This window comes from Arsenicibacter sp. R0_47, from assembly GCF_057652235.1.
In genome coordinates this window covers 78,545-101,746 of sequence record NZ_JBYFCJ010000024.1, presented here as the reverse complement: position 1 = coordinate 101,746, position 23,202 = coordinate 78,545, and the positions used below count along the sequence as shown (strand labels likewise).

The window sequence follows — 23,202 nt, the reverse complement described above, 5'->3', positions numbered from 1 at the left end:
TCTCAATTGGATATACCTCACCCGCAGCAAAAAAAATGCCCTATGTCCCAATATGAAACACTTAATAAACAATATGATACTATAAGTATATTTTACGACTACTTTTTACCATCAAATAACCATTCATTCATGTTTACATAAATCCATCATTAGTAACATCAAATACTATGCCACATTTTTAGCGTAAACACGCTGAAAACAAAAAGGGCTTCCCATCTTATGGGAAGCCCTTTTTTACACATGAATAACCCTTGTTTTTTACCTCACTTTTGAGCGCTTAATAACGACTGGCACACAGATTGCCTCGGGACATTCGCAATTTGTACTTACTGTTATTGTTTCATCACGGAAGCAACCCTGTTTATTATATACCCGCACCGTATACGTCTTTGTTTGGTTCAGCCCGTTCAGCAATATCCCGTCTGCCGGGACCGGCCGGACGACCGGATTTGTCGCCGTAAAGCTGCTTCCTTCTGAGATAGCATACGTATACCCCGTCATCGCTGTTGCTGAACCCAGCCCTGTGATAACCAGACTACCATTTGCCTGCGGCTGGTTAGCCACACACGTCGGAGAGCTGGCAATCAGGCTAAAGGCCGGAATGCTGTCTTCTTCAATAATGAGCGGACAGCACGATAAAGTCGGACATTTATCCGGCTGCTCATCCACCACCACCCGGTATTCGCCCGGCTCAGTGGCTGTAAAACTGTTCAGTGCTCCGTCATATACGACTGCCTCCGGTGCCGTACCTACCCGCCGTAGCCATTGGTAACGGCTAAATCCGGCCGGGGCACTCACCTGAATAGCATATCCGGAATCTTTACAAACCCGGATCGGTATCGACGTACAGACGGTATTGGTATCCCCGGGAATGGTAGCGGTATTATACACAACCCCTTCAGTGGTAGCACTTGCCGAAAATGTCAGGGTAACGGTCGTATTCGATGGCAAGGAAATCAGCGTCCACAAACTAACCGGCGAGCCGGACTGATAAACACCCTGCGATACACTCACCGAGCCCGGCACGATGGCCAGCCCGCTGCTGATCGAGTCGCGGACGATTACGTTTGTGGCCGTTCCCCGACCCGTATTGCTCAGCACAACAGTATACGAGAGTACATCCCCAACCGCAGCCTTGGCCTTATTTACATATTTTTCAAGCGATAGCTTCGGTAATAACTGCACCAGCAAACTGATGTTGGCAGAAACCTGACATTGGGGTCCGGTTGTGCAGGTTGCCGAATACACCGAATTAACCGTCGGGCTCACCACGATACTGGTTGTCGCCTGCCCCGTTGACCAGACAACAGTGCCACTCTCACAGCCCGTGCTGACTAAGGTTACACTCGTACCTTCAACCGGATTCGTTGCACTAGCCGTTAAGGTCAGGGCCGGAATCGGGTATACCATCACCATGCCGGTTGCGACCTCGACAATAGACCCGTTTGTACAGGTTACACTGTATTCGGTCGATACCGTCGGACTAACCACTACCTGTATCGTTGTAGCTCCTGTGCTCCACCGTAACCGCGCATCACAACCAATCGCAGACAGAGTTACGCTCTGTCCGGCGCAGATAATGCCATTATCCGTAAAGATCATCAGATTGATCGGCGCTCCGCCAACGGTTACACTGGCCGTTGTCATACAGTTTGGCTGCGTGATACAGGTTACCGAATAGGTATTGCTGATGGTTGTGGCTTCCACAACGGCTATACGTCCGGTGTTACCCGGCACATTCCAGATGAATGACCCGTTTTCGCAGCCGACAGCGGTTAATGTTACGTTGCTGCCCTGAGTTACCGTCAGGCTTGAGGCCACGATGGACACAGAAGGCAGCGGTTCAAAGGTTGCCGTGGCAATGCCCGTGGTTACGGTCGCAACGTTTGTACAGGTAACGGTATAACTCAGTACCGTACGGGTTGTTACTGTCGCCGGCGACGGCACCTGAATCTGCGCACTGGTACTATTCACCCCGTTGCCGCTCCACTGAATCTGTCCGTTACAGCCCGCGACCATTAACACAGCTGTTTCGCCCGCACATGCCACATCGCTGGTTACAACAAGGCTGGTTGGTGGCAGAGCCGTAATCGTCAGACTTGTCGTTGTCGCGCAATTTGGCAAGTTGGTGCAGGTTACCGAATAAACGTTCGTTGCGGCCATCGGCATAACAATGCGCGTATTCTGTGCCGTATTGCCGTTAACACTCCAGGTCAGATTACCATTCTGGCATCCTGAAGCCGTCAGCGTTACGCTGCTCCCCTGCACCACCGTCAGGCTGGAGGCTGTCAGCGTCAGGCTCGGTATTGGTACAACCGTTACACGCCCGATTGCTGTGGTGGTAGCCGAAACAGTAGTACAACGGGCGGTATAACTCAGCACCGTCGTGGCCGTAACGGCTGCATTTGTAGAGACAATTATATTGGTCGTATTGCTGGTAAAGTTATTTGGCCCTATCCAGGAAACAATTCCCTGACAACCGGTAGACGTCAGCGACGTGGTAGCTCCGGCACAGACCGTCTGCGAACTGACACTGATAACCGCCGGAACCGTACAGCTGGCAGGTGCGGCATACGTCCGGCTCACACTTCCGCAGGCTGTCGCCGGCGACAGCACCGAAACAGTATGCGTCCCGCTGCCCGAATTCAGCCCCGTCAGCGAGAATGAGGCCGATGTCTGGCCTACTGTCACCGAAACGACCGAACGCACACTGCCATCTGTAACCGTCAGACTTCCGGCCGGTGTGTTGGTCAGGCTGATGGTTCCTGCAACGGTGTACTGGTTCGTTACCGGATCGCACTGGCCCGGCGTAACACCTAACGCCAGCGAACAGTTACAGCTTGTTTGCGGCAAGGTAACCGAAATAACGGTCGAGCAGCATGGACCGTTAAAAATGATAAGTTTGTAAGCCGTTCCGGTAGTAGCCGCCGGATTTGACAGCCCCGTAAACGCCACGGCACCGCTTACGACCGCCGTATTGGTTGTTGTCGTATAAGCAGGCGGTGTAGTCTGGCTGGCCGGATAGAGTGCCACCTTATCGCCATTGACAATATTCGTCAACCGGATAGCTGCATTACTCTGGGCCGTAATTCCCGCACAGGTCGCCGGCGTTACAGACAAGGTATAGGTCGATGTCAGGCAGACAAAGCCAACGTCGAAGGTATGATTTACCTCGCCCAGACTACCGGTGGTCAGGCTGATAACCGGTGCAGTAATCCCGGCTACCGTACCAATCTGCGCGTCCGAATCGTTCAGGTCGTTAGCGGTTACGGAAGTGCTGTTAAAGGCTGATAGCTGATATTTTCCGTTGTCTACCGTCAATGTTGTTCCGCTGAACTGATTACCGGTACCAAAAACAAGCTGATACGCGGTATTCGGTTGTACAAGCGTGTAGGAGAAATAGTATTCCCCGACCGCATTGGTAGTTGTTGAGGCGACCAGCGTAGTACCACGATACAAGGCAACCCGAACATTTGGCAGGCCTTTTTCGCAGGCATCCTGAATACCATCCTTATCGGTATCCACCCAAACGCGGTTACCGATCTGCAGATACTGAACAGGATCGCAGGTAAGTTCCATATCCCCTAACCCGGCAGCTTTGCCGAACGTACCCGGTGCCGGATCAGCATTGGAAGTTGCCGTCTGGTAGACAACATACGCGTCATTGACCAGACCGCTTGTATTATTCATGCGGCGTACCCCGCCAGAAAAAGGTGTAAACCCATAATTTGTGTTAACCCCTGTCGGATCCATGGCGCCGGTGACAACCTCGCCGGATCCCGGACGGAGGGCCAGTGACCCGAAACCGACCTCAGAGTGATATAACCCATCGCCCAGATCAACACCGGAATCATCGTTATAAAACTCGCCGAAGCCGGGGCCCTGATTATTTCGGTTTGCATAGCCGGTTGCAGGCCCTGCCTTAGCGGCATTTTCCAGTACAAATGTACCGTTCCGATAAAATGCCCGGAGAATATCTCCGCCAATGTGCCCGTTGTAAAGAATTGACGTTCCGTTTGTGGCATAATTCCGGTAACCCGTCTGTAAACCGGTCCGGTCGTTCAACGCCAGTACCAATGAGCCATCAATATCGAATTCAATGTCACTCAGTATCGGCGTAGGCCGTGTAACATTGAATAAAGGATTGTAATCAGCCGTAATGAACAGGTTGCTGAATGAATCCGTCCATGGGTACCAGCCCGTGACATCTCTGTTACCACCGTCAGGAAATCCTTTCGGATAGGTCAGCGGAAAATCGAAAACCGGTTGGGTAGAGAAGGTACTGGTTGCGGGATCAAAGGCAAAGACCCCGGCCCGCAAATCCGAACGGGTACCGGCAGACCCATCACAAATGGTACCGACATATACTTTCCCTTTATTATACTTAACCGCCCAGGAACGTTGCTGCCCGTTTGCACACCCCAACCCCGGAACTGCATAAGGCCCACCCTTAAGGGTAATGCTGGCTGCATTCAGGGTGATATTGTACGCAGACAGATCGAGTGCATACAGTGAATTATTACTCAGATTGAGGAAATATAAAGTCTCTCCGTCGCTCGACATGCTCATTCCGCCGATACCGATCTTACCGATAGCCGTAAAGGATTGCGGATCGTTAGACGGCTGAGTTTTGTCGCCTACCAGTCCGCGGGCGCTGTTGCTGATAAACGTCCCCACACTAACGCCCAGATTTCCGACTTTGATATAGCTTAGTGATTGCGGGCTGGATGGGTTCGTGAGATTGGTAATATAAATGGCATCCAGTCCCCCGGGGCCGAGCCCTGAGTGCCGCTTAATGGTTGCCGCACTAAACAACCGTTTTGTATACTTACTATACGCCTGTGCCCAGGTTGATCCTATGGTTGAGGCCGGTATCATAAACGTTTTGGTTCCGCCCGTTCCCGAACTGTTGTAAGGGAAACCGACCAGAACATCGCCCGAGGCGGCGGATCCGGCCACTAACGGGTCACCGCTTACATAACAAGGTGTTATGATCAGCGGATTACTCTGACAATAATCAATAGGATCGTTTACCCCCAGATTAACCGCACAACTGGCTGCGTCGACAAACTGAACGGTAGTTTTACTACTTGCCCCATACACTGTCGACGTATTCAGGAAGGCCGGCGGGATACTGGTAAATTCTACCCTGACCGGATAGACCACGGCTCCGCTGATGCTCCATTTACCGAACGCATCGGTTGTTGCCTGATAAACGGTGTTATCACAGGCGTAGGCTTTAACCGTTACGCCGGCAACCCCGTTACTCTCACCCGGTTCCAGAATACCATCGCCGTTGTAGTCATTAAACACAACCCCTCCCAATCCGCCGGTCTGACAAACAAGCGGATTACAGGAAGCCGGAATTGTGTAGGATGCCACTACCGGAGTTGTACAGGTTGCGTTTACAAACCTGGCGGCTACCGTCGTACTGGACGGACCATTGGCGTTAATCTCAAAGGCTACGACCTGCGGAGAAACAATCGTCTGTAAACCCGATGGTGTCGTCGTGCCGTTATTCCCGTAATTAACCGTGATTTCCCCCGGCGTAATCGTCCGGCTCTGGGTGCCCGTAGCTACGACTATGTAACTGTTCGCGGGCGCACTGGTCCAGCTTACCTCAACGCTGACGGTCGCTTTACTGCTTCCGCTGACGGAGTAACAGCCGGAAACTGTCACTTTCTTAATAGCAACGGAGCACTGCCCGAATACAGTAAACGTTGCAAAACATAACAGAGCAATACATAACGTACCGCCCCGTATAAACGGGGTGTAGAAAAGTCCCATACTCTTTCAAAAAGTTTCGATGCCAAAAGTGCCTGTAATACCAATAGTTAGGGCAAAAAAAATGCCGTCTGTCGATCGAGGCAACAAAATGGTTTTATCCGAAACATTTGAAGACTAAAGCGGAACTAATATTTGATTTATGGTCACAAAAACAGCTTACCTTTATAACACATAGTATTTTAGCAAAATTAATGCCATAGTACATATATAATTTATTTCATATATAAGTTCCGGGCTGTTACCCGTTCTTTTAACTGATTTCCCATAAAAGCAATATAAAAAAAGCGCTGTTCATACAGCGCTTTTTAAGTACGTTGAAGCTGTCTATTTAATTCTGGTAACAGTTACCGGCACACAGCTTGCTGGTGGACACGCGCAGCTAACCGTCATGGTAACGGTGAAGTCGGCAAAGCAACCGGTGGCATTGGTGATCCTGACGGTGTATGTCTGCGTTGCACTCAGGTTCCGGATCAGGATCCCGTCCTCCGGAATCTGCGCAACCGTAGTCGCTGTAGTCTCATTGAATGCCGTACCCGTGGAGTACCGGTACGTATACTGCCCCGCACCGGCCGGACCGCTCAGTGCAATCTGTCCGTTGGCTTGCGGCTGATTGCCCGAACAGGTCGAAGCTCTGGCCACCAGCGTGAACGACGAGATGCTCTCTTCCTCAATAATCTGCGGGCAGCAGGCGTCCTGCGGACATCCATTGGCATTGACCCGCACGATATAGGAGCCGGCCTGCGTTGCCGTGTAGCTGCTCAGCGGTCCGTCATAGACCACCTGATCCGGCTGACCGGCTACCTGCCGAACCCACTGGTACTGGCTATAACCGGCCGGGGCGACCAGGCGAATGGCGTAATTGCTGCCCTTACAGACCTTAAATGCCACCGATGTACACACGGTAGTGGTATCGCCCGGCACATTGGCTCCGTTGTAGATTACGCCCTCTGCCAGTACACTCGCCGAAATAACGAGAGCTGCCGTACCGTTTGCCGGTAAACTCGTCAGCGCCCATGTGCTGACCGGAACGCCGGGCGTGTAGGTACCCGATGTTACGCTCGCTGTGGTTGGCTGGTAGGCAGCAAGGTTGCTGCTGATCGAATCCCGTACAACCACGTTATTGGCCGTAACCGGACCGGTATTGGTCAGTACCAGGGTATAACTGATGACATCACCAACCTGCGCCTTATTGGTGCTGACGAGCTTTCTCAGCGTCAGGCCGCACTGTTCGCAGACAAAACCGGCATCGAACGTATGGTCTACCCACCCGCTGTTGCCCGTTGTCAGGCTGATTACCGGTGCTACCAGACTGTTAACGGCTGCGACAGCGGCATCCGAATCGTTCAGGTCATTGGCGACACCCGATGTACTGTTGGACAACGTGAGCTGGTAAGCCGTCTGCCCCAACGTCAGTGCATTACCGGCAAACTGCCCCTGGATGCCGAAAGCAACCTGATACACCGTATTCGGCAGGAGCGTTGTATCTGCGCCCGTCCCGTTCCAGGTGCCGGTTGTCAGTTTGCTCTTTGCGGAGAAATAATACTCACCGGCAGCATTGGTTTCTGTAGTGGCAATCAGACTGCCGTTTTTATAGAGGCCGACCTTTACACCCGGCAATGCCGGTTCACAGGCGTCCTGAATTCCGTCATAATTGCTGTCGATCCAGACGCGGTTACCCAGTTCCATGTACTGTACCTGATCGCAGGCCAGTTCAAGGTCACCCAGACCAGCAGCTTTCCCGAAGGTGCCGTCGGCCACGGCGCCCGGATCATTGAACGTATCCGGCGTGGCATAGACGACATAGGCGTCGTTGACAAGGCCCGTAGTATTGTTCATGCGGCGGATACCGGCCGCCCAGTTGACAAACGGATACGGGGTATTGATACCCAGCGGATCCATCGCCGCCGAAATTACTTCGCCCGAACCCGGCCGCAACGCCAGGGCGCCCAGACTGTTTTCGGAGTGATTCAGGCTGTTGCCGAAATCAACGCCCGAATCATCGTTGTAGAACTCCCCGAAGCCCGGTCCCTGATTGTTGCCCACCCCATAGCCTGTAGCAGGTCCGGCCTTGGCGTTGTTTTCCAGTACATACGTACCGTTTTTAAAGTAGGCCCGCAGAATATCCCCGCCGATTATACCGGTATAATCATTGTTATTATTGCCGTCCAGCCCGTAATTCCGGAAGCCGGACTGCAGACCGGTCCGGTCGTTGAACGCCAGAATAAGTGACCCGTCGATGTCGAATTCAATATCGCTGAAGATCGGCTGCGGATGGTCAAGAAAGGCGCTGTTGGGTGTCGTGTAGGTTGCAGAGACCAGATCACTGAAATTGTCGGTCCACGGGAACCAACCGGTAATGTCAGTGGCACTAACGTCCGGATAGCCTTTCGGATAGGTAAGCGGAAAATTAAAAACCGGTGTGCTGTTGAAGGTCTCCGTGGCCGGATCGAACGCAAACACAGCGGCCGTCAGGTCTGAGCGCGTACCGTCGGCGCCGTCGCAGACACTACCCACATATACCTGACCCTTATTGACTTTCACCGCCCAGGAACGCTGCCCGCCGTTTACGCAACCCATATCCGGTATGGCATACGGCCCGCCTTTCAGGCTGATATCACCCGGATCACCCGAAATATTGTAATTGGTCAGATCAAGCGCATACAGGGCATTTTCGCGGATATTCATCAGGTAGAGCGTTCTGCTGTCGGAAGACAGGCTCATGCCACCGATTCCGACCTTGCCGATAGCATCAAACGCCTGCTGATCAACCGACGGCGATGTACGGTCCGGTACCAGACCACGGGTGATGTTATCATCAATCGTACCGACATTGATCCCGAATGAGCTCAGGGTGATGTAGGCAGGAATGCCCGGATTCGCCGGGTCCGACAGATCCGTCACATAAATGGCATCCAGGCCACCCGGACCGAGACCGGCATGGCGCTTCAGCGTAGCCGCGCTGAAAAGATGTTTAGTTACTTTATTATAGGCTTGTGCCCAGGTTGTGCCCACAAACTCGCCCTTGATGGTAAACGTCTTAGGCCCGCTCATGCCTGTGCTGAAATACGGGAAGCCAACTATAGCATCGGCAGTTGCCGAAGACCCACCCTGTAACGGATCGCCCATTACGTAGCAAGGTGTAATGATCATCGGGGCACTCTGGCAATAATCGAGCGGGTCATTCACGCCCAGACTCACATCACAGCGGCTTCCGGCCACAAACTGAACAGTTGTGCGGCTACCGGTTCCGTTAGGCGTCGACGTACCAAGGTAGGCCGCCGGAATGTTCTGAAATTCGACCCGAACCGGATAACTGATCCCCGTCTGGCTGAGAAACCAGCGGCCGGTCACGTCAGACGTTGCCTGATACTGCGCACCGTTACAGTCATAGACGGTTACGGCAATGCCAGCCACTCCGTTTGTTTCGCCGGCATCCTGTATCCCGTTGGCATTGTAGTCATTAAAGACCATACCGCCTAGACCGCCTGCCTGACAGGCCAGCGGCACACAGGCTGCCGGAGCCGTAAACGAAGCCGTTGCCGTACATCCTGCATTTGACCCGAATACCGCCGAAACGGTACCGGTACTGCCATCGGCATCAATGTCAAAAGCAATGGTCTGAGGGGATACAATAACCTGGACGCCACTGGGTGGTGTTGTACCGTTATTCCCGTAATCAACCGTAATCGGTCCCGGGGTAATGGTACGGCTTTGCGTACCGGTTGTAACGAGAATGTAATCGCCGGCCGGCGGATTAACCCACCCGACGTTGATACTGACCGTCGCTTTGCTGGACCCGCTGACAGAATAGCAACCCGACACGGTTACCTGTCTGATCGTAAGGCCGCACTGACCAAAAGCGCCGTATAAGCCAACACAAAACAGACAGCACAGTAAACTGCCCGCCCGTAACAACAACCGGTAATAATGTACCATAAAAATTCTATGCCAAAAGTGCCTGTATGTACTCCGAAACGGAACAAAAAAAATGCCGTACTCGTGAGGCTGTTCCGAATACGGCATTAAGGTACACTTTTAGCGCATTTTATACACTTTAAGTACCGATGCAACCTATAAAAGTTATTTTCCAATTTACATTAATTCAACAGCAACTTTCATACCAAATCGGAAACAAAAAGCTACCATTTATCAATTCTTCTACACTTAAATTTATTTTCAGAATACATTCGGTTCTTCAGATTCCGTTTTTTACATCATCAGCTTGCCCTTATATTAATTTTCGTCAGCTGCTATTACGCAAAAAAGCTCTCCTGAGGAGAGCTTTTTTGCGTAGCGTTACCAGTCGGTTATGGATTTACAACCCGTACTCTCCGGATTGATACCGGTACGCAGACTTGCGGCGGACATGCACAGTTGACTGACAGCGTAACTGTTACGTCGCGGAAACAGCCTTGCTGGTTATAAACCCGCACCGTGTAGGTTTGTGTCGTATTCAGATTGCTGAGAATAATCCCGTTTGCCGGTACCGAAGCGGCCACAGATGGCAGCGCCGTTGCCGGCGTAAAGGTTGCACCAGCCGATACCTGATAGGTAAACTGCGTCGGATCAGCGCCCAGGCCCATAATCGTCAAACTGCCATTCCCTTGGGGCTGCGTATTTACACAGCTTGGCGACTGCGCCATGACGGTGAACTGTGGAATACTGTCTTCTTCAATCACAAACGGACAGCAGGACAGATCCGGACACTGACCCTGTACATCGTTTACCACCACACGGTACTCACCGGCCTGTGTTACCGTAAAGCTGGACAATGTACCATCATACACAACCGTTTCGGCCGATGTCGGGGTAGCCCGACGGAACCATTGATAGCGTGCGTAACCTTCCGGTGCGTTCAGCTGGAATGCGTAGTCTGTCCCCTGGCAAACACGGATTGGAATGGTTGTACAGGCCGAGGCCGTACTGCCCGGTACCGATGCCTTGTTATACACAACGCCTTCGGCCGTTACACTCGCCGAGAAGGTAAAGGTAGCTGTACTGTTGGCCGGTAACGATGGCACCACCCACACACTCACCGGCGAACCCGGCGAATACGTACCAACCGACGGCATCACCGACGCGGTCAGAATCTCCAGTCCGTAGCTTACCGAATCCCGCACCTGTATATTGGTGGCTTCGCCGGTACCGGTATTCGCCAGCACAATCGTATAGGAGATGATGTCGCCCAGGCGTGCGCGGGACGCACTGACCAGTTTGGTAACAGTAAGTACAGGCGTTTGCGGTGGCATAACCGTCACCGTTACCGTCGCCACTGACTGGCACTGCGGTCCGGTTGTACAGGTAGCCGTATAGGTCGTAGTAGCCGTCGGACTGTCTACAATGCTCATCATACCAGTTGCCGCCGGTCCGGTTGACCACACCAGCGTGCCGCTTGTGCAGCCAGTTGCCGTGATCGTAACGCTCTGTCCCGGCGTAACCGACGGACTTGAGGCGCTTAACGAGATTGCCGGTGCTCCCTGAACAATTACCGTTGCCGAACCCACGACGCTGCTGAGGTCATCCGAGCAACTGACGGAGTAAACCGTAGTTATTGCCGGATTCACAACGATGGTTGCTGTTGTCTGTCCGGTGTTCCAGAGCAGACTGGCCGTACAGCCGCTGGCAGTCAGGGTAGCCGATTGGTTGCTACAGATAATCCCGCCGGTGACCAGTACATCCAGCACCGGAGGCACCTGACCGATCCGCACCTGGTCAGTACCCTGACAGTTCGGTCCGGTTGTACAGGTTACCGAGTAGAGTGTCAGCGCGCCGGATGTTATCACAATGGTTGGCGTTACTTCGCCAGTTGACCACAGCAGCGTGCCGTTCTGACAACCAGCTGCCGACAGGGTCACACTGCTGGTTGTTGTACTGCGCTGCGCCGAGATGGTTACGTCCGGCACCGGCACAATGGTAATGGTGCCAACGGCCGTTGTTGTTTCAACGTTGGTCGTACAGGTAGCCACATACGTCAGTGTGGTCAGTGTCGTCGTCGTTGCCGGTGTCTGCACGGTCAGGACATTGCCGTTGACCGTACCGGTACCCGGATTACTGAACGTTACCGTATTCGAACAGCCAACCGCCGTCAGACTCGCCGTCTGGCCGGCACATACCGTTGCGCTGCTCACCGTAAGCGACGTTGACGGGATCCCTGTCACCGTCACGGACGCCGTGCCGCTACAGTTTGGCTGGTTAGTACAGGTAACTGAATAAACGTTGGTTGTACCGGTCACCATCACCTGAGCCGACGAGGACGAAACGCTGCCGGTGATCGTACCCATCGTACAGCCCCGGGTTGTCAGGGTAACCATGCTACCCTGCACCACTGTCAGGCTGGAGGCCGTCAGGGTCAGGCTCGGGATTGGTATCACAACGACATTACCGACCGCAGAAACAGCAGTTGCCGCATCCGTACAGGTAGCCGTATAGCTCAGCACAAACGTATCCGTTATGCCGGACGGCGTATTAACATTCAGTACGTTACCGGCAAAGTTAACGACGCCGTTACCGTTCCACGTTACAGTGCCGTTTGCACAGCCGGTCGCTGTCAGCGTAGCCGGCTGGCCGGCACACACGGTGGTGCTGGAGGCGGTAACACTGGCTGGAGGCCGGGTGGTGATGGTCACAGAAGCGGTTCCGGTACAACCGGGTGCCCGTACGCAGGTGAATGAATAGACATTTGTCGCCAATGAAGCCGTAACCGCTGCCACACTGGTTGATGCCGCACCGGACAAGGTTCCGCCGCTGCAACCGGCAATGGTCAGACTGACCACACTACCCTGCGTAACCGTCTGTGACGGTCCGGCGGTGATGGTCAGCGACGGCACCGGTACGATGGTAACGGTACCGACAGAAACAGCGGTCGAACTGTAAAGAACACAGGTAGCCGTGTAGCTAACCACAGTCTGTGCTGTCAGGCTGGCTGATGTACCGACGGTTACGACCGATGTGGTTGCCCCACCGGTAATGCCCGTACCGGTCCACTGGATGGTGCCTAAGCACCCGGCAGCCGTCAGACTGGCCGGTGAACCCGCACATACCGTGGCCGAAGACGCCGTCACGGATGCCGGCACCGTGCAGGAAGCCGGTGCGTTGAACGTCAGGCTGGCCGTTCCGCAGGCCGATGCCGATGAGAGTACCGTAACCGTCCGTACCCCTAAACCACTGGTCAGCCCGGTTAACGTAAACGGAAGCGATGTAGTCGCGGCCGAAACGCTCAGTACCGTTGACGCTGTACCGACACTCACGGTTACGCTGCCGGCTGTCGTGTTGGTAAAGTTGACAGTACCACTCAGGGTATACTGGTTGGTAACTGAGCTACAGGCGCCCGGCGTTACGGTCAGTGACAGGTAACAAGGCGCCGTCAGACCAAAGTCAAAGTTGTGGACGGCACCGCCTTCGCTGCCGGTCGTAAACCGGACACACGGACGGCTGGCTTCCACAACCGCATCGTTATTACTGATCGTTGTGCCGGAGTTGATGCTTGAGCTTTCACCGGGCCGCGGGGATACACTCGTCAGCGACAGGAAGTTGCCGGTTACGACTGTACCGGTGCCCAGACTACTGATCACAACGGCATAGGCCGTATTGTAGGTCAATGCGGTGGTGACAGCTGCCGAGGTTGACGTAACCGTCGAACTGCTGGCCGACGAGAAATAATACTCACCGGCGGCATTGGTCGTTACCGATGCCAGCACCGTTGTTTTGGCACTGTTATATAACTGGACAACGGCACCGGCAATTGGCTGTTCGCCCGGATCCTGGATACCGTTCTGATTCTGATCGAACCATACGCGGTTACCGATCTGAACCGGCGCCGGGCCACATAACAGTTCGACGTCACCAATACCGTTTGCTTTACCGTATGAAGTAATGTCGTTATCAGTATAAAGGTAAAAACCGGCAGTCGGCGAAGCCGTAGTAAAACTTTCGCCCGCTTTAGCCCCTGTGGCATTGACCAGTCGTTTTACCCCGCCGGTATTAAAAATATCGTTTGGGTCCATAGCGGTCATAATTACCTGGCCGCTACCACCCAGTACGGCCAGCCCCCCTAGTGAGCTTAGCTGGTGGTTAGCCCCCTGCTGTACACGGTCGCCCCAATAGAACTTACCGCCCCCCGGCCCCTGACCGGCAGTCTGCGCAGTTGTATTGGCCGGAATGGTACAGGTAGCCCCATTACTTTCAATGGTCCATGAGTCAGCCGGCGTACATTTGCCGGCCCGCAGGATTTCACCCGGCGAAATAACACTCACAAAGTCAGTAAGGCCACTAATCGGGAAATAATTCTGATAGCCCATCTGATCGCCAAAGCGGTCGCGCACGCCCAGAATCATATCGCCGTTAACATCAAATTCAATATCAGTTAGCCAAGGCTGCGGATAACTGGCAATCACCGGATTTGCTCCGGTCAACCGGTCGGCACGGAAGCTATTCGTCCATGGACGCCAGTATTCAGCCCGTGCCTGAGGGGCCGTAGCAATCGAGTAATCCGCATTGGTCGGCGCCTTCAGATAATTCATCGGAAAACTCAGCGCTACCGATGTAGTTGCCGTAGTACCAGTAATCTGATAGGCATAAACGGTCCCCTGCAATCCGGCTGTCGGGCCGTATGTATCCGCAACACCATCATTATTGGCATCAGCAACAACCGCATCTTCCCGCGTACAGACAACACCGACATAAACTTTTCCGCGGTGGTATTTAACGGCAAACGGCCGGTAGCTCGTACCAGTCGAACAGTTATTCGGAATGCTGAAACTTACCGTATCCTTTGTTGCAATATTGAGTTGGTATAGCCGCCGGTTAAACAGGTTGACTACATACAGATATTGTTCATCGTCCGAGATATCAATGTCGCCCAAACCGACCTTACCGACCAGACTGAACGACTGAATATCGTAGCTGGCCTCTCCTGCCGACACCGATAACGGTCCGTGCACGGTTGTAGCGGCGCCGGCAACGTTACTGAAGTTAAAGAAAGGAGTCGCCGCCGTTGTACCCGACTGCAGGTTAGTTCCCAGCGTTGTTACATAGATCGCTCCCGGCCCGCCCGGACCATAACCTACATGCCGTTTCTGAAAAGCTGCCGAAAAAAGCTGCCGGGTTGTTTTTTTGTAGGTAAGCCCCCAAACCGATCCGACAGCCAACGCATTGGCAATGCTGCTGTGAGACGGTCTGGCGTCACCGGTTGTACTGTAAGGTACCCCCACAATGACGTCCCGCCCTCCGGCCAGTGCCGTGTTGCTGAGCGGTGTGGCCGTAGTCGGCGTTCCGGACACAAAGCAGGTTGTGATCACTTCAGGATCCTGTGTACTGCAATAATTCTGCGGATAGTTAATCCCGAAATTAATGCCCGTAACGGATGTGGCCACTGTCACAAACTGAACGTTGGTGCCGTTACCGGTTCCCCGGAAGCTGCCCAGATCACCCTGCGGCAGGTTCGTAAACTCCAGCCGGAACTGCCCTATGCCGGTCGTAAGCGTATACGTACCCGTTGATGAGGTGGTAACCGACAATGGTGAGGTCGCTGTATTACTACTATAAGCGGTAACGACAATGCCAGGGACACCTACATCCCCTGCCGATACTCCCGTAGCACTTGCCGGCGTAGTTCGTACCCCATCGCTGTTGAAATCGCGATAGACCACACCCGAAATTGTTTGTGCTCTTAGTTCGGCAGACAGATAACCATATCCCACTAAAAGCAGTAAAAGGCAAAAAATCCTTCGCCGATTTTCAGGTGATTTAATACCAGTAAAACAATGCTCCATAATGTTTCCCGAGAGGACAAAATCGTAAACTTTTAATATATTTTTTTCAGGCAATGGTCATGCCAAATACACTAACTAATGGCTATTTCCTACTTAAGATTACCTTAAGCTTATTTTTAACCAATTTCAGCAATTCAATACAATAAGTTTACATATTTATCAAAATAAATACTTTTAACATTTATTTCAAGCCTCTTTTAATCAAAAGGTATGCCAACAAGTGCCCCCCCCCTGGCAAATAAGTAAAAATAAAACCCCGAACGGAAACATCCGTTCGGGGTTTTATAGGATCATGTTCAGTTACTGGTTACATTCGGTTTCTTGTCTTTCTAATGCTTATTGGCACGCAGATTTCCGGCGGACACGCACAGTTGACCGTCAGCGTTACCGTCACATCACGGTAACAACCCAGCTGGTTGTAGATACGCACCGTGTAGGTCTTCGCCGCACTCAATCCGCTGGCCACTACCCCAGTCGGAGGCAGACTTTGCAACGTCGGATTGGCTACTGTGAAGCTGCTGCCTTCCGAAACGGCATAGCTGTAACCGCTAACACTCGTGCCCAGGCCCATCACCGTTAGCGTACCATTTGGCTGCGGCTGGTTAGACACACACGTCGGCGATTTGGCCATCACCGTAAAGACCGGAATACTGTCTTCTTCGATGATTGCCGGACAGCACGACAGATCCGGGCACTTACCCTGTACATCGTTCACTACCACCCGGTACTCTCCCGTCGCCGTCGCTGTATAACTGCTCAGCACGCCGTCATAAACCATTACCTCCTGGCTGGTCCCCGACCGGCGGAACCACTGATAGCGGATATAACCGGCAGGCGCTGACAGCTCGATCGCATAGTTCGTGCCTTTACATACCTTGATCGGAATGGACGTACAGACGCTTGCTGTATCACCCGGAATCATCGCCTTGTTGTACACTACCCCCTCAGCAGTAGCGCTGGCTGAGAACACAATCGTTGCGGTTGTATTAGCGGGCAATGTGGTTATATTCCACAGACTGACCGGATTGCCTAAGGTATAGCTGTTGGCTACCGATGTTGTTACAGACCCAGGCAAGATGGTCAGACCCGAACTGATCGAATCACGGACAATTACGTTATTGGCCGCACCCGTGCCGGTGTTGGCTACCACGATGGTATACGTCAACAGCTCACCCAGCTGTGCTTTCGATTTATTCACCAGTTTCTCCAGTGACAGGCTTGGTGTCAGCGACTGACCGACCGTTACCGTAATGTTGGCGACTCCCACACATTGCGGACCAGCAACACAGGTTACGCTGTAGTTGGCGGTCATGGTCGGACTAACCACAATACTTGTTTTTCCATTGTCACTACTACCCGTCGACCAGGCAAGTGTACCACTCTGACAACCGGCCACTGTCAAGGTCGATGACTGACCAGGCGTAATTGCCGATGGTGATGCCATGGCTGTCAGAACCGGAGCAGACGCGACCGTCACTTGCGCCGCCACCTCAATAACCGAAGATCCGTTAGTACAGATGGCGGTGTACGACGTTGTTTGTGTCGTATTTATGACTACACTAGCCGTTGTCTGCCCGTTGATACCATTCCCGCTCCAGCTGATGCTGCCCAGACATCCGGTTGATGTCAGTGTAGCACTCTACCCGGCACAGATCACGGCGTCATTGACCGTGAACTCATTCGCACCTGCATTTCCAACCATAATCCGGCCGGCGGCCTTACAACCCGGTCCGCTGGTACAGGTTACAGTATAAATACTACTAACCGCTGCCGGTACAACAATACTGGTTTTACCATTGTCAACCGCTCCCGTCGACCAGGTCAGCGTACCGTTTGTACAACCGCGGGCCGAAATGGTAACCGCTGTTGAGCTGGCAACTGATGTCCGGCTGACCGTCAGGCTGACCGGCACCATCACTGTAACCGTGCCCACTGCCGTGGTGGCTGAGCCGCCCTGAGTGGTACACGTCGCTGTATAGGTTGTTGTCTGCGTCAGATTCGGCGTCACCAGGCTGGCGCCCGTCGTGCCGTTCGACCACGTCACCGTACCGTTGTTGCAGCCCGAGGCCGTCAGCGTAGCCGAACTGCCGTAGCATACCGTGGCTGAGACAACCACTAAGCTCGCCGCCGGCTGCGTATTGACCGTCACCGACGCCGTCGTCAAACATGCCGGTCCTGTCGTACACGTGGCCGAATAGGTTTGCGTGTTAGCCGTTGGCGTCACGCTGATGCTGGCTCCGTTCTGACCCGTTGACCACGTCAATGTGCCCACACAACCGATGGCCGAGATGCTTACCGGTGTTCCTACCGTCACGTTTGTCGAACTGGCTTGCAGACTCAGCACCGGCTGTGGCATCACCGTCGCCGTGCCCACTGCCGTGGTAGCCGAACCGGTCTGCGTCGTACAGGTCGCTGTATAAGTTGTTGTCTGGGTCAGATTCGGCGTCACCAGGCTGGCCCCCGTCGTGCCGTTCGACCACGTCACCGTACCGTTGTTGCAGCCCGAGGCCGTCAGCGTCGCCGAACTGCCGTAGCATACCGTCGCCGAGACAACCACCAAACTCGCTGCCGGCTGGGTATTCACCGTCACCGACGCCGTCGTCACACACGCAGGGCCTGTCGTACACGTGGCCGAATAGGTTTGCGTGTTAGCCGTTGGCGTCACGCTGATGCTGGCTCCGTTCTGGCCCGTTGACCACGTCACATTGCCCACACAACCGATGGCCGAGATACTTACCGGTGTTCCTACCGTCACATTCGTTGAACTGGCTTGCAGGCTCAGCACCGGCTGTGGCATGACCGTCGCCGTGCCCACTGCCGTGGTAGCCGAACCGGTCTGCGTCGTACACGTCGCTGTATAATTGGTCGTCTGCGTCAGATTCGGCGTCACCAGGCTGGTGCCCGTCGTGCCGTTCGACCACGTTACCGTACCGTTGTTGCAGCCCGAGGCCGTCAGCGTCGCCGAATTGCCGTAACATACCGTCGCCGAGACAACCACTAAACTCGCCGCCGGCTGCGTATTGACCGTCACCGACGCCGTCGTCAAACATGCCGGTCCTGTCGTACACGTGGCCGAATAGGTTTGCGTGTTAGCCGTTGGCGTCACGCTGATGCTGGCTCCGTTCTGACCCGTTGACCACGTCAATGTGCCCACACAACCGATGGCCGAGATGCTTACCGGTGTTCCTACCGTCACATTCGTTGAACTGGCTTGCAGACTCAGCACCGGCTGTGGCATTACCGTCGCCGTGCCCACTGCCGTAGTAGCCGAACCGGTCTGCGTCGTACAGGTCGCTGTATAAGTTGTTGTCTGGGTCAGATTCGGCGTCACCAGGCTGGCCCCCGTCGTGCCGTTCGACCACGTCACCGTACCGTTGTTGCAGCCCGAGGCCGTCAGCGTCGCCGAACTGCCGTAGCATACCGTCGCCGAGACAACCACCAAACTCGCTGCCGGCTGGGTATTCACCGTCACCGACGCCGTCGTCACACACGCAGGGCCTGTCGTACACGTGGCTGAGTAGGTTTGCGTGTTAGCCGTTGGCGTCACGCTGATGCTGGCTCCGTTCTGACCCGTTGACCACGTCAATGTGCCCACACAACCGATGGCCGAGATGCTTACCGGTGTTCCTACCGTCACATTCGTTGAACTGGCTTGCAGACTCAGCACCGGCTGTGGCATCACCGTCGCCGTACCCACTGCCGAGGTGGCCGAGCCGCCCTGAGTGGTACACGTCGCTGTATAGGTTGTTGTCTGCGTCAGATTCGGCGTCACCAGGCTGGCCCCCGTCGTGCCGTTCGACCACGTCACCGTACCGTTGTTGCAGCCCGAGGCCGTCAGCGTCGCCGAACTGCCGTAGCATACCGTCGCCGAGACAACCACCAAACTCGCTGCCGGCTGGGTATTCACCGTCACCGACGCCGTCGTCACACACGCAGGGCCTGTCGTACACGTGGCTGAGTAGGTTTGCGTGTTAGCCGTTGGCGTCACGCTGATGCTGGCTCCGTTCTGACCCGTTGACCACGTCAATGTGCCCACACAACCGATGGCCGAGATGCTTACCGGTGTTCCTACCGTCACGTTTGTCGAACTGGCTTGCAGACTCAGCACCGGCTGTGGCATCACCGTCGCCGTGCCTACTGCCGTGGTAGCCGAGCCGCCCTGAGTCGTACAGGTCGCTGTATAGGTTGTTGTCTGCGTCAGATTCGGCGTCACCAGGCTGGCCCCCGTCGTGCCGTTCGACCACGTCACCGTACCGTTGTTGCAGCCCGAGGCCGTCAGCGTAGCCGAACTGCCGTAGCATACCGTCGCCGAGACAACCACTAAACTCGCTGCCGGCTGGGTATTCACCGTCACCGACGCCGTCGTCACACACGCAGGGCCTGTCGTACATGTGGCTGAGTAGGTTTGCGTGTTAGCCGTTGGCGTCACGCTGATGCTGGCTCCGTTCTGACCCGTTGACCACGTCAATGTGCCCACACAACCGATGGCCGAGATGCTTACCGGTGTTCCTACCGTCACATTCGTTGAACTGGCTTGCAGACTCAGCACCGGCTGTGGCATCACCGTCGCCGTACCCACTGCCGAGGTGGCCGAGCCGCCCTGAGTGGTACACGTCGCTGTATAGGTTGTTGTCTGGGTCAGATTCGGCGTCACCAGGCTGGCGCCCGTCGTGCCGTTCGACCACGTCACCGTACCGTTGTTGCAGCCCGAGGCCGTCAGCGTAGCCGAACTGCCGTAACATACCGTGGCTGAAACGACAGCGATTGTTGCAGCCACGGTACAGGCTGCCGGTGCCGTATATGTTTGACTAACAGTTCCACATGCAGTCGCCGCTACAACTACTGAAACAGTGTGCTTACCGCTGCCTGAACTCAATCCGGTTAGCGAAAAGACAGCACTCGTTTGACCTGCGGTTACACTAATTACCGTTGACTTTGTTCCATCTGTAATTGTCAGGCTCGTTGCCGGACTACTGTCAAGGCTAACCGTTCCGGAAACCGGATATGTATTCGTGACCTCATTACAAATACCCGCCAAAACGGTGAGAGACATTGAACAAGGAGGTATCAGCGAGTAGGCCGCATCGATTGAGAAATCATTTTCTCCGCCTACCCCGATTGTCAGCGTAACAACTCCGGTTGCAGAAGGATCTGAATCAATTTTGTCAGCATTATCACCTGTTGCTGTATTCGTATTTTCACTGATCAAGAGCGCCCCAGCACTTGCACTTGTTGGAAAGCAAACCGAATATGCTCCCCCGTAAGTTAAAGAAAGGTTCAGCACAGCGGACGTACTGGAGGTACCGGTTGCTGTACTAAAATAGTATTCACCTTTACTGTTCGTCGTAGCAGTCACACCATTAGCGGCAAGCCCCGGACCTTTCAGTGTCACAACAACCCCTGGAATACCCGACTCACCGGCATCCTGAACACCGTTATTATTTGTATCATTCCAAACACGGTTGCCAATCATAACCGGTGCCGGTGAGCAAAGTGCTTCAATCAAGCCTAATCCGTTTGCTTTTCCCAAGGTCACATCATTGGCTGCACTACCGCCTAATGTCCGGTAAATTTCTGCCCGCCGGTTGTCTGCACCTGTACGGTTATCAAACCAGGCAATTCCGCCAGACCAGGTATTAAGTGGGTCCATCATCGTGGATATCAAATAATTACTCCCGGGCAGAATCAGGCTACTACCCATATACGTTTCCTGATGTATCTCCACATTAGGCATACTTGAACTTAAATAACCACTGTAAGCATCTGTGTAATAAAATTCACCGGACGGGTTAGTATAAGTCGTACTGGTCGGTGTTCCAGGACCCTGACTGTTACCGGCACCAGCACTGGTCAGTGTACCAACAGTGCCGTTCTTCTCCAGGACCCACGCAGTTCCGTTGTAGGTTGCCCGTAACAGGTCGCCTCCGATGTACCCGTTCAGGAGTGTAGTTGAGGTAGTCTGTGTGGTGTTCCGCTGACGAAAACCCAACTGATGGCCGCCACGATCCATAAAACCCAATACCATGTCTCCGTTACCAGTAAAATCAATATCCGATAACATCGGCTGTGGTCGGGCCGACCGGCGAAAGAACGGATCAGTAGCGGTACCGGCTGAAGATGTATTCGTTATCGAGCCCAGATTAATTCCGGCAAACTGACTTACCCAAGGCTCCCATGAATCGCCCAGCGGGGCATCCTGTGTATGAATCATGCCTTTGGCATAATTCAGGCGGAAGCTAAACACCGCTGTCGACGGGATTGTTGTAGCTCCCTCATCCATCGCATATACATAGGCAAACATATCGTTTGCCGTTCCGCCATTTTCAGCGGTACAAACTACACCAACGTATACTTTTCCGTTGTAAACCTTTACCGCAAACGGGCGGCCCACACCATTCGTACAGCCAGGATTCGGGATAGCTATTTTCGTTAGATCCGAAGCCTGTACTGTTGTTTTAGCGGGATTACCAATAGACAGGGCCAATAGCTGCCGGTTAAACAAATCAACTACATATAAAACACGTCCATCGGTTGACAGAGTCATACCGCCTAAACCGATTTTACCCACGGCATCAAATCCCAAAGGGTCATTACTGGTAACAGCACCATCTCCGGGAAGGACCCGCGCCGCAATATCAGATGCACCTAAGGATAAACTAAATGGAGCACTCTCAAGATCAACATAAACACCATTTGCCGGTGCGCTACCTGACATATTCGTCACATAAATACCACCCAGGCCGGCCGTTCCGAGCCCGACGTGGCGTTTCATAAAAGCAGCCGTAAACAGTTTCTTCGACTCCCGCTGATACGCCGCGCCAAAAACACTACCCAGTTCTTTGGCATTGGCCAGTTTCGTACCCGCTATGCCTGTTCCCGATGAATTATATGGCACACTGACCAGGGCAACTTCTGTCGATACGGTACTCGTAGCTGACAGCGGATCCCCCACAACAAAACAGGGAATAGCGAGCGGAGGTGTTGACTGGCAGTAATCAGTCAGACTACTTACACCAAAGTTTAGTGTTACAGTTCCGGACGAGACAAACTCTACCGATGTCCCGGAGGCATTTCCGTTGTAATAACCCTCTCCCAAATAGCTAAGGGTTGATGGAATCGTATATTCCACCCGATACGGTCCGCTCCCGCTTGCCGTAATAGAATACGAGCCTGTACTACCCGATGTGGCAGAGCCTGCCAACACCCCACTCGTATTGTACGCTTTAATAATTACCCCGCCGACTCCCGGTTCACCGTAGGTATACGTGCCGGATGCCGGGGTACTCTGGTATGTTCCGTTCCCGTTATAGTCCCTGTAGACTATACCGGAAATATTCTGTGCCTGCACAGCCCCTGAGAGCCCTGCCACACAAACCAGCCAGACCAACAACTGTCTGCAGGAATGATACCCGCTCAATAATGTGCGTAAACAAATCATATTCATGGTTATCCTGAAAAGAATTACAAGTATGTAATCCCAGCTTCAGACAAAAACCACGCCAACAAAACAAATAAAACTCATATGTTACCGGTAACATAAAAACGTATCAAGTAGTAACATGCCTTTTAAAACGTAAAAGAGATAAACAGAATCAATTAGTTATAAAAAAATCCCCTGACCAGAATGTACTGGTCAGGGGAAGAA

General features: G+C 53.6%; 5 protein-coding genes. All 5 read right to left on the bottom strand.

Going from position 1 to position 23,202, the window contains the following annotated elements:
- Positions 1 to 258: 258 nt before the first annotated feature.
- On the bottom strand, positions 259 to 5,787 hold the full coding sequence (locus tag AC23NW_RS27680) for an SdrD B-like domain-containing protein (RefSeq protein ID WP_487453614.1): 5,529 nt from the start codon (positions 5,785 to 5,787) through the stop codon (positions 259 to 261).
- 324 nt (positions 5,788 to 6,111) lie between these two features.
- Entirely contained in the window at positions 6,112 to 9,723 is a 3,612-nt protein-coding gene (locus AC23NW_RS27675) for an SdrD B-like domain-containing protein (protein WP_487453613.1), read from the bottom strand.
- 371 nt (positions 9,724 to 10,094) lie between these two features.
- Complete coding sequence (locus AC23NW_RS27670; RefSeq protein WP_487453611.1) at positions 10,095 to 15,434, bottom strand: SdrD B-like domain-containing protein; 5,340 nt, start codon at positions 15,432 to 15,434, stop codon at positions 10,095 to 10,097.
- A 430-nt stretch (positions 15,435 to 15,864) separates the two neighbouring features.
- The gene (locus AC23NW_RS27665) at positions 15,865 to 17,001 is read right to left on the bottom strand and encodes a DUF11 domain-containing protein (protein ID WP_487453609.1); all 1,137 of its coding nucleotides are present in this window, start codon (positions 16,999 to 17,001) and stop codon (positions 15,865 to 15,867) included.
- Between the two features lie 195 nt (positions 17,002 to 17,196).
- A complete protein-coding gene (locus tag AC23NW_RS27660) occupies positions 17,197 to 22,995 on the bottom strand; it encodes an SdrD B-like domain-containing protein (protein WP_487453607.1) in 5,799 nt (1,932 codons plus the stop codon).
- Positions 22,996 to 23,202 lie beyond the last annotated feature (207 nt).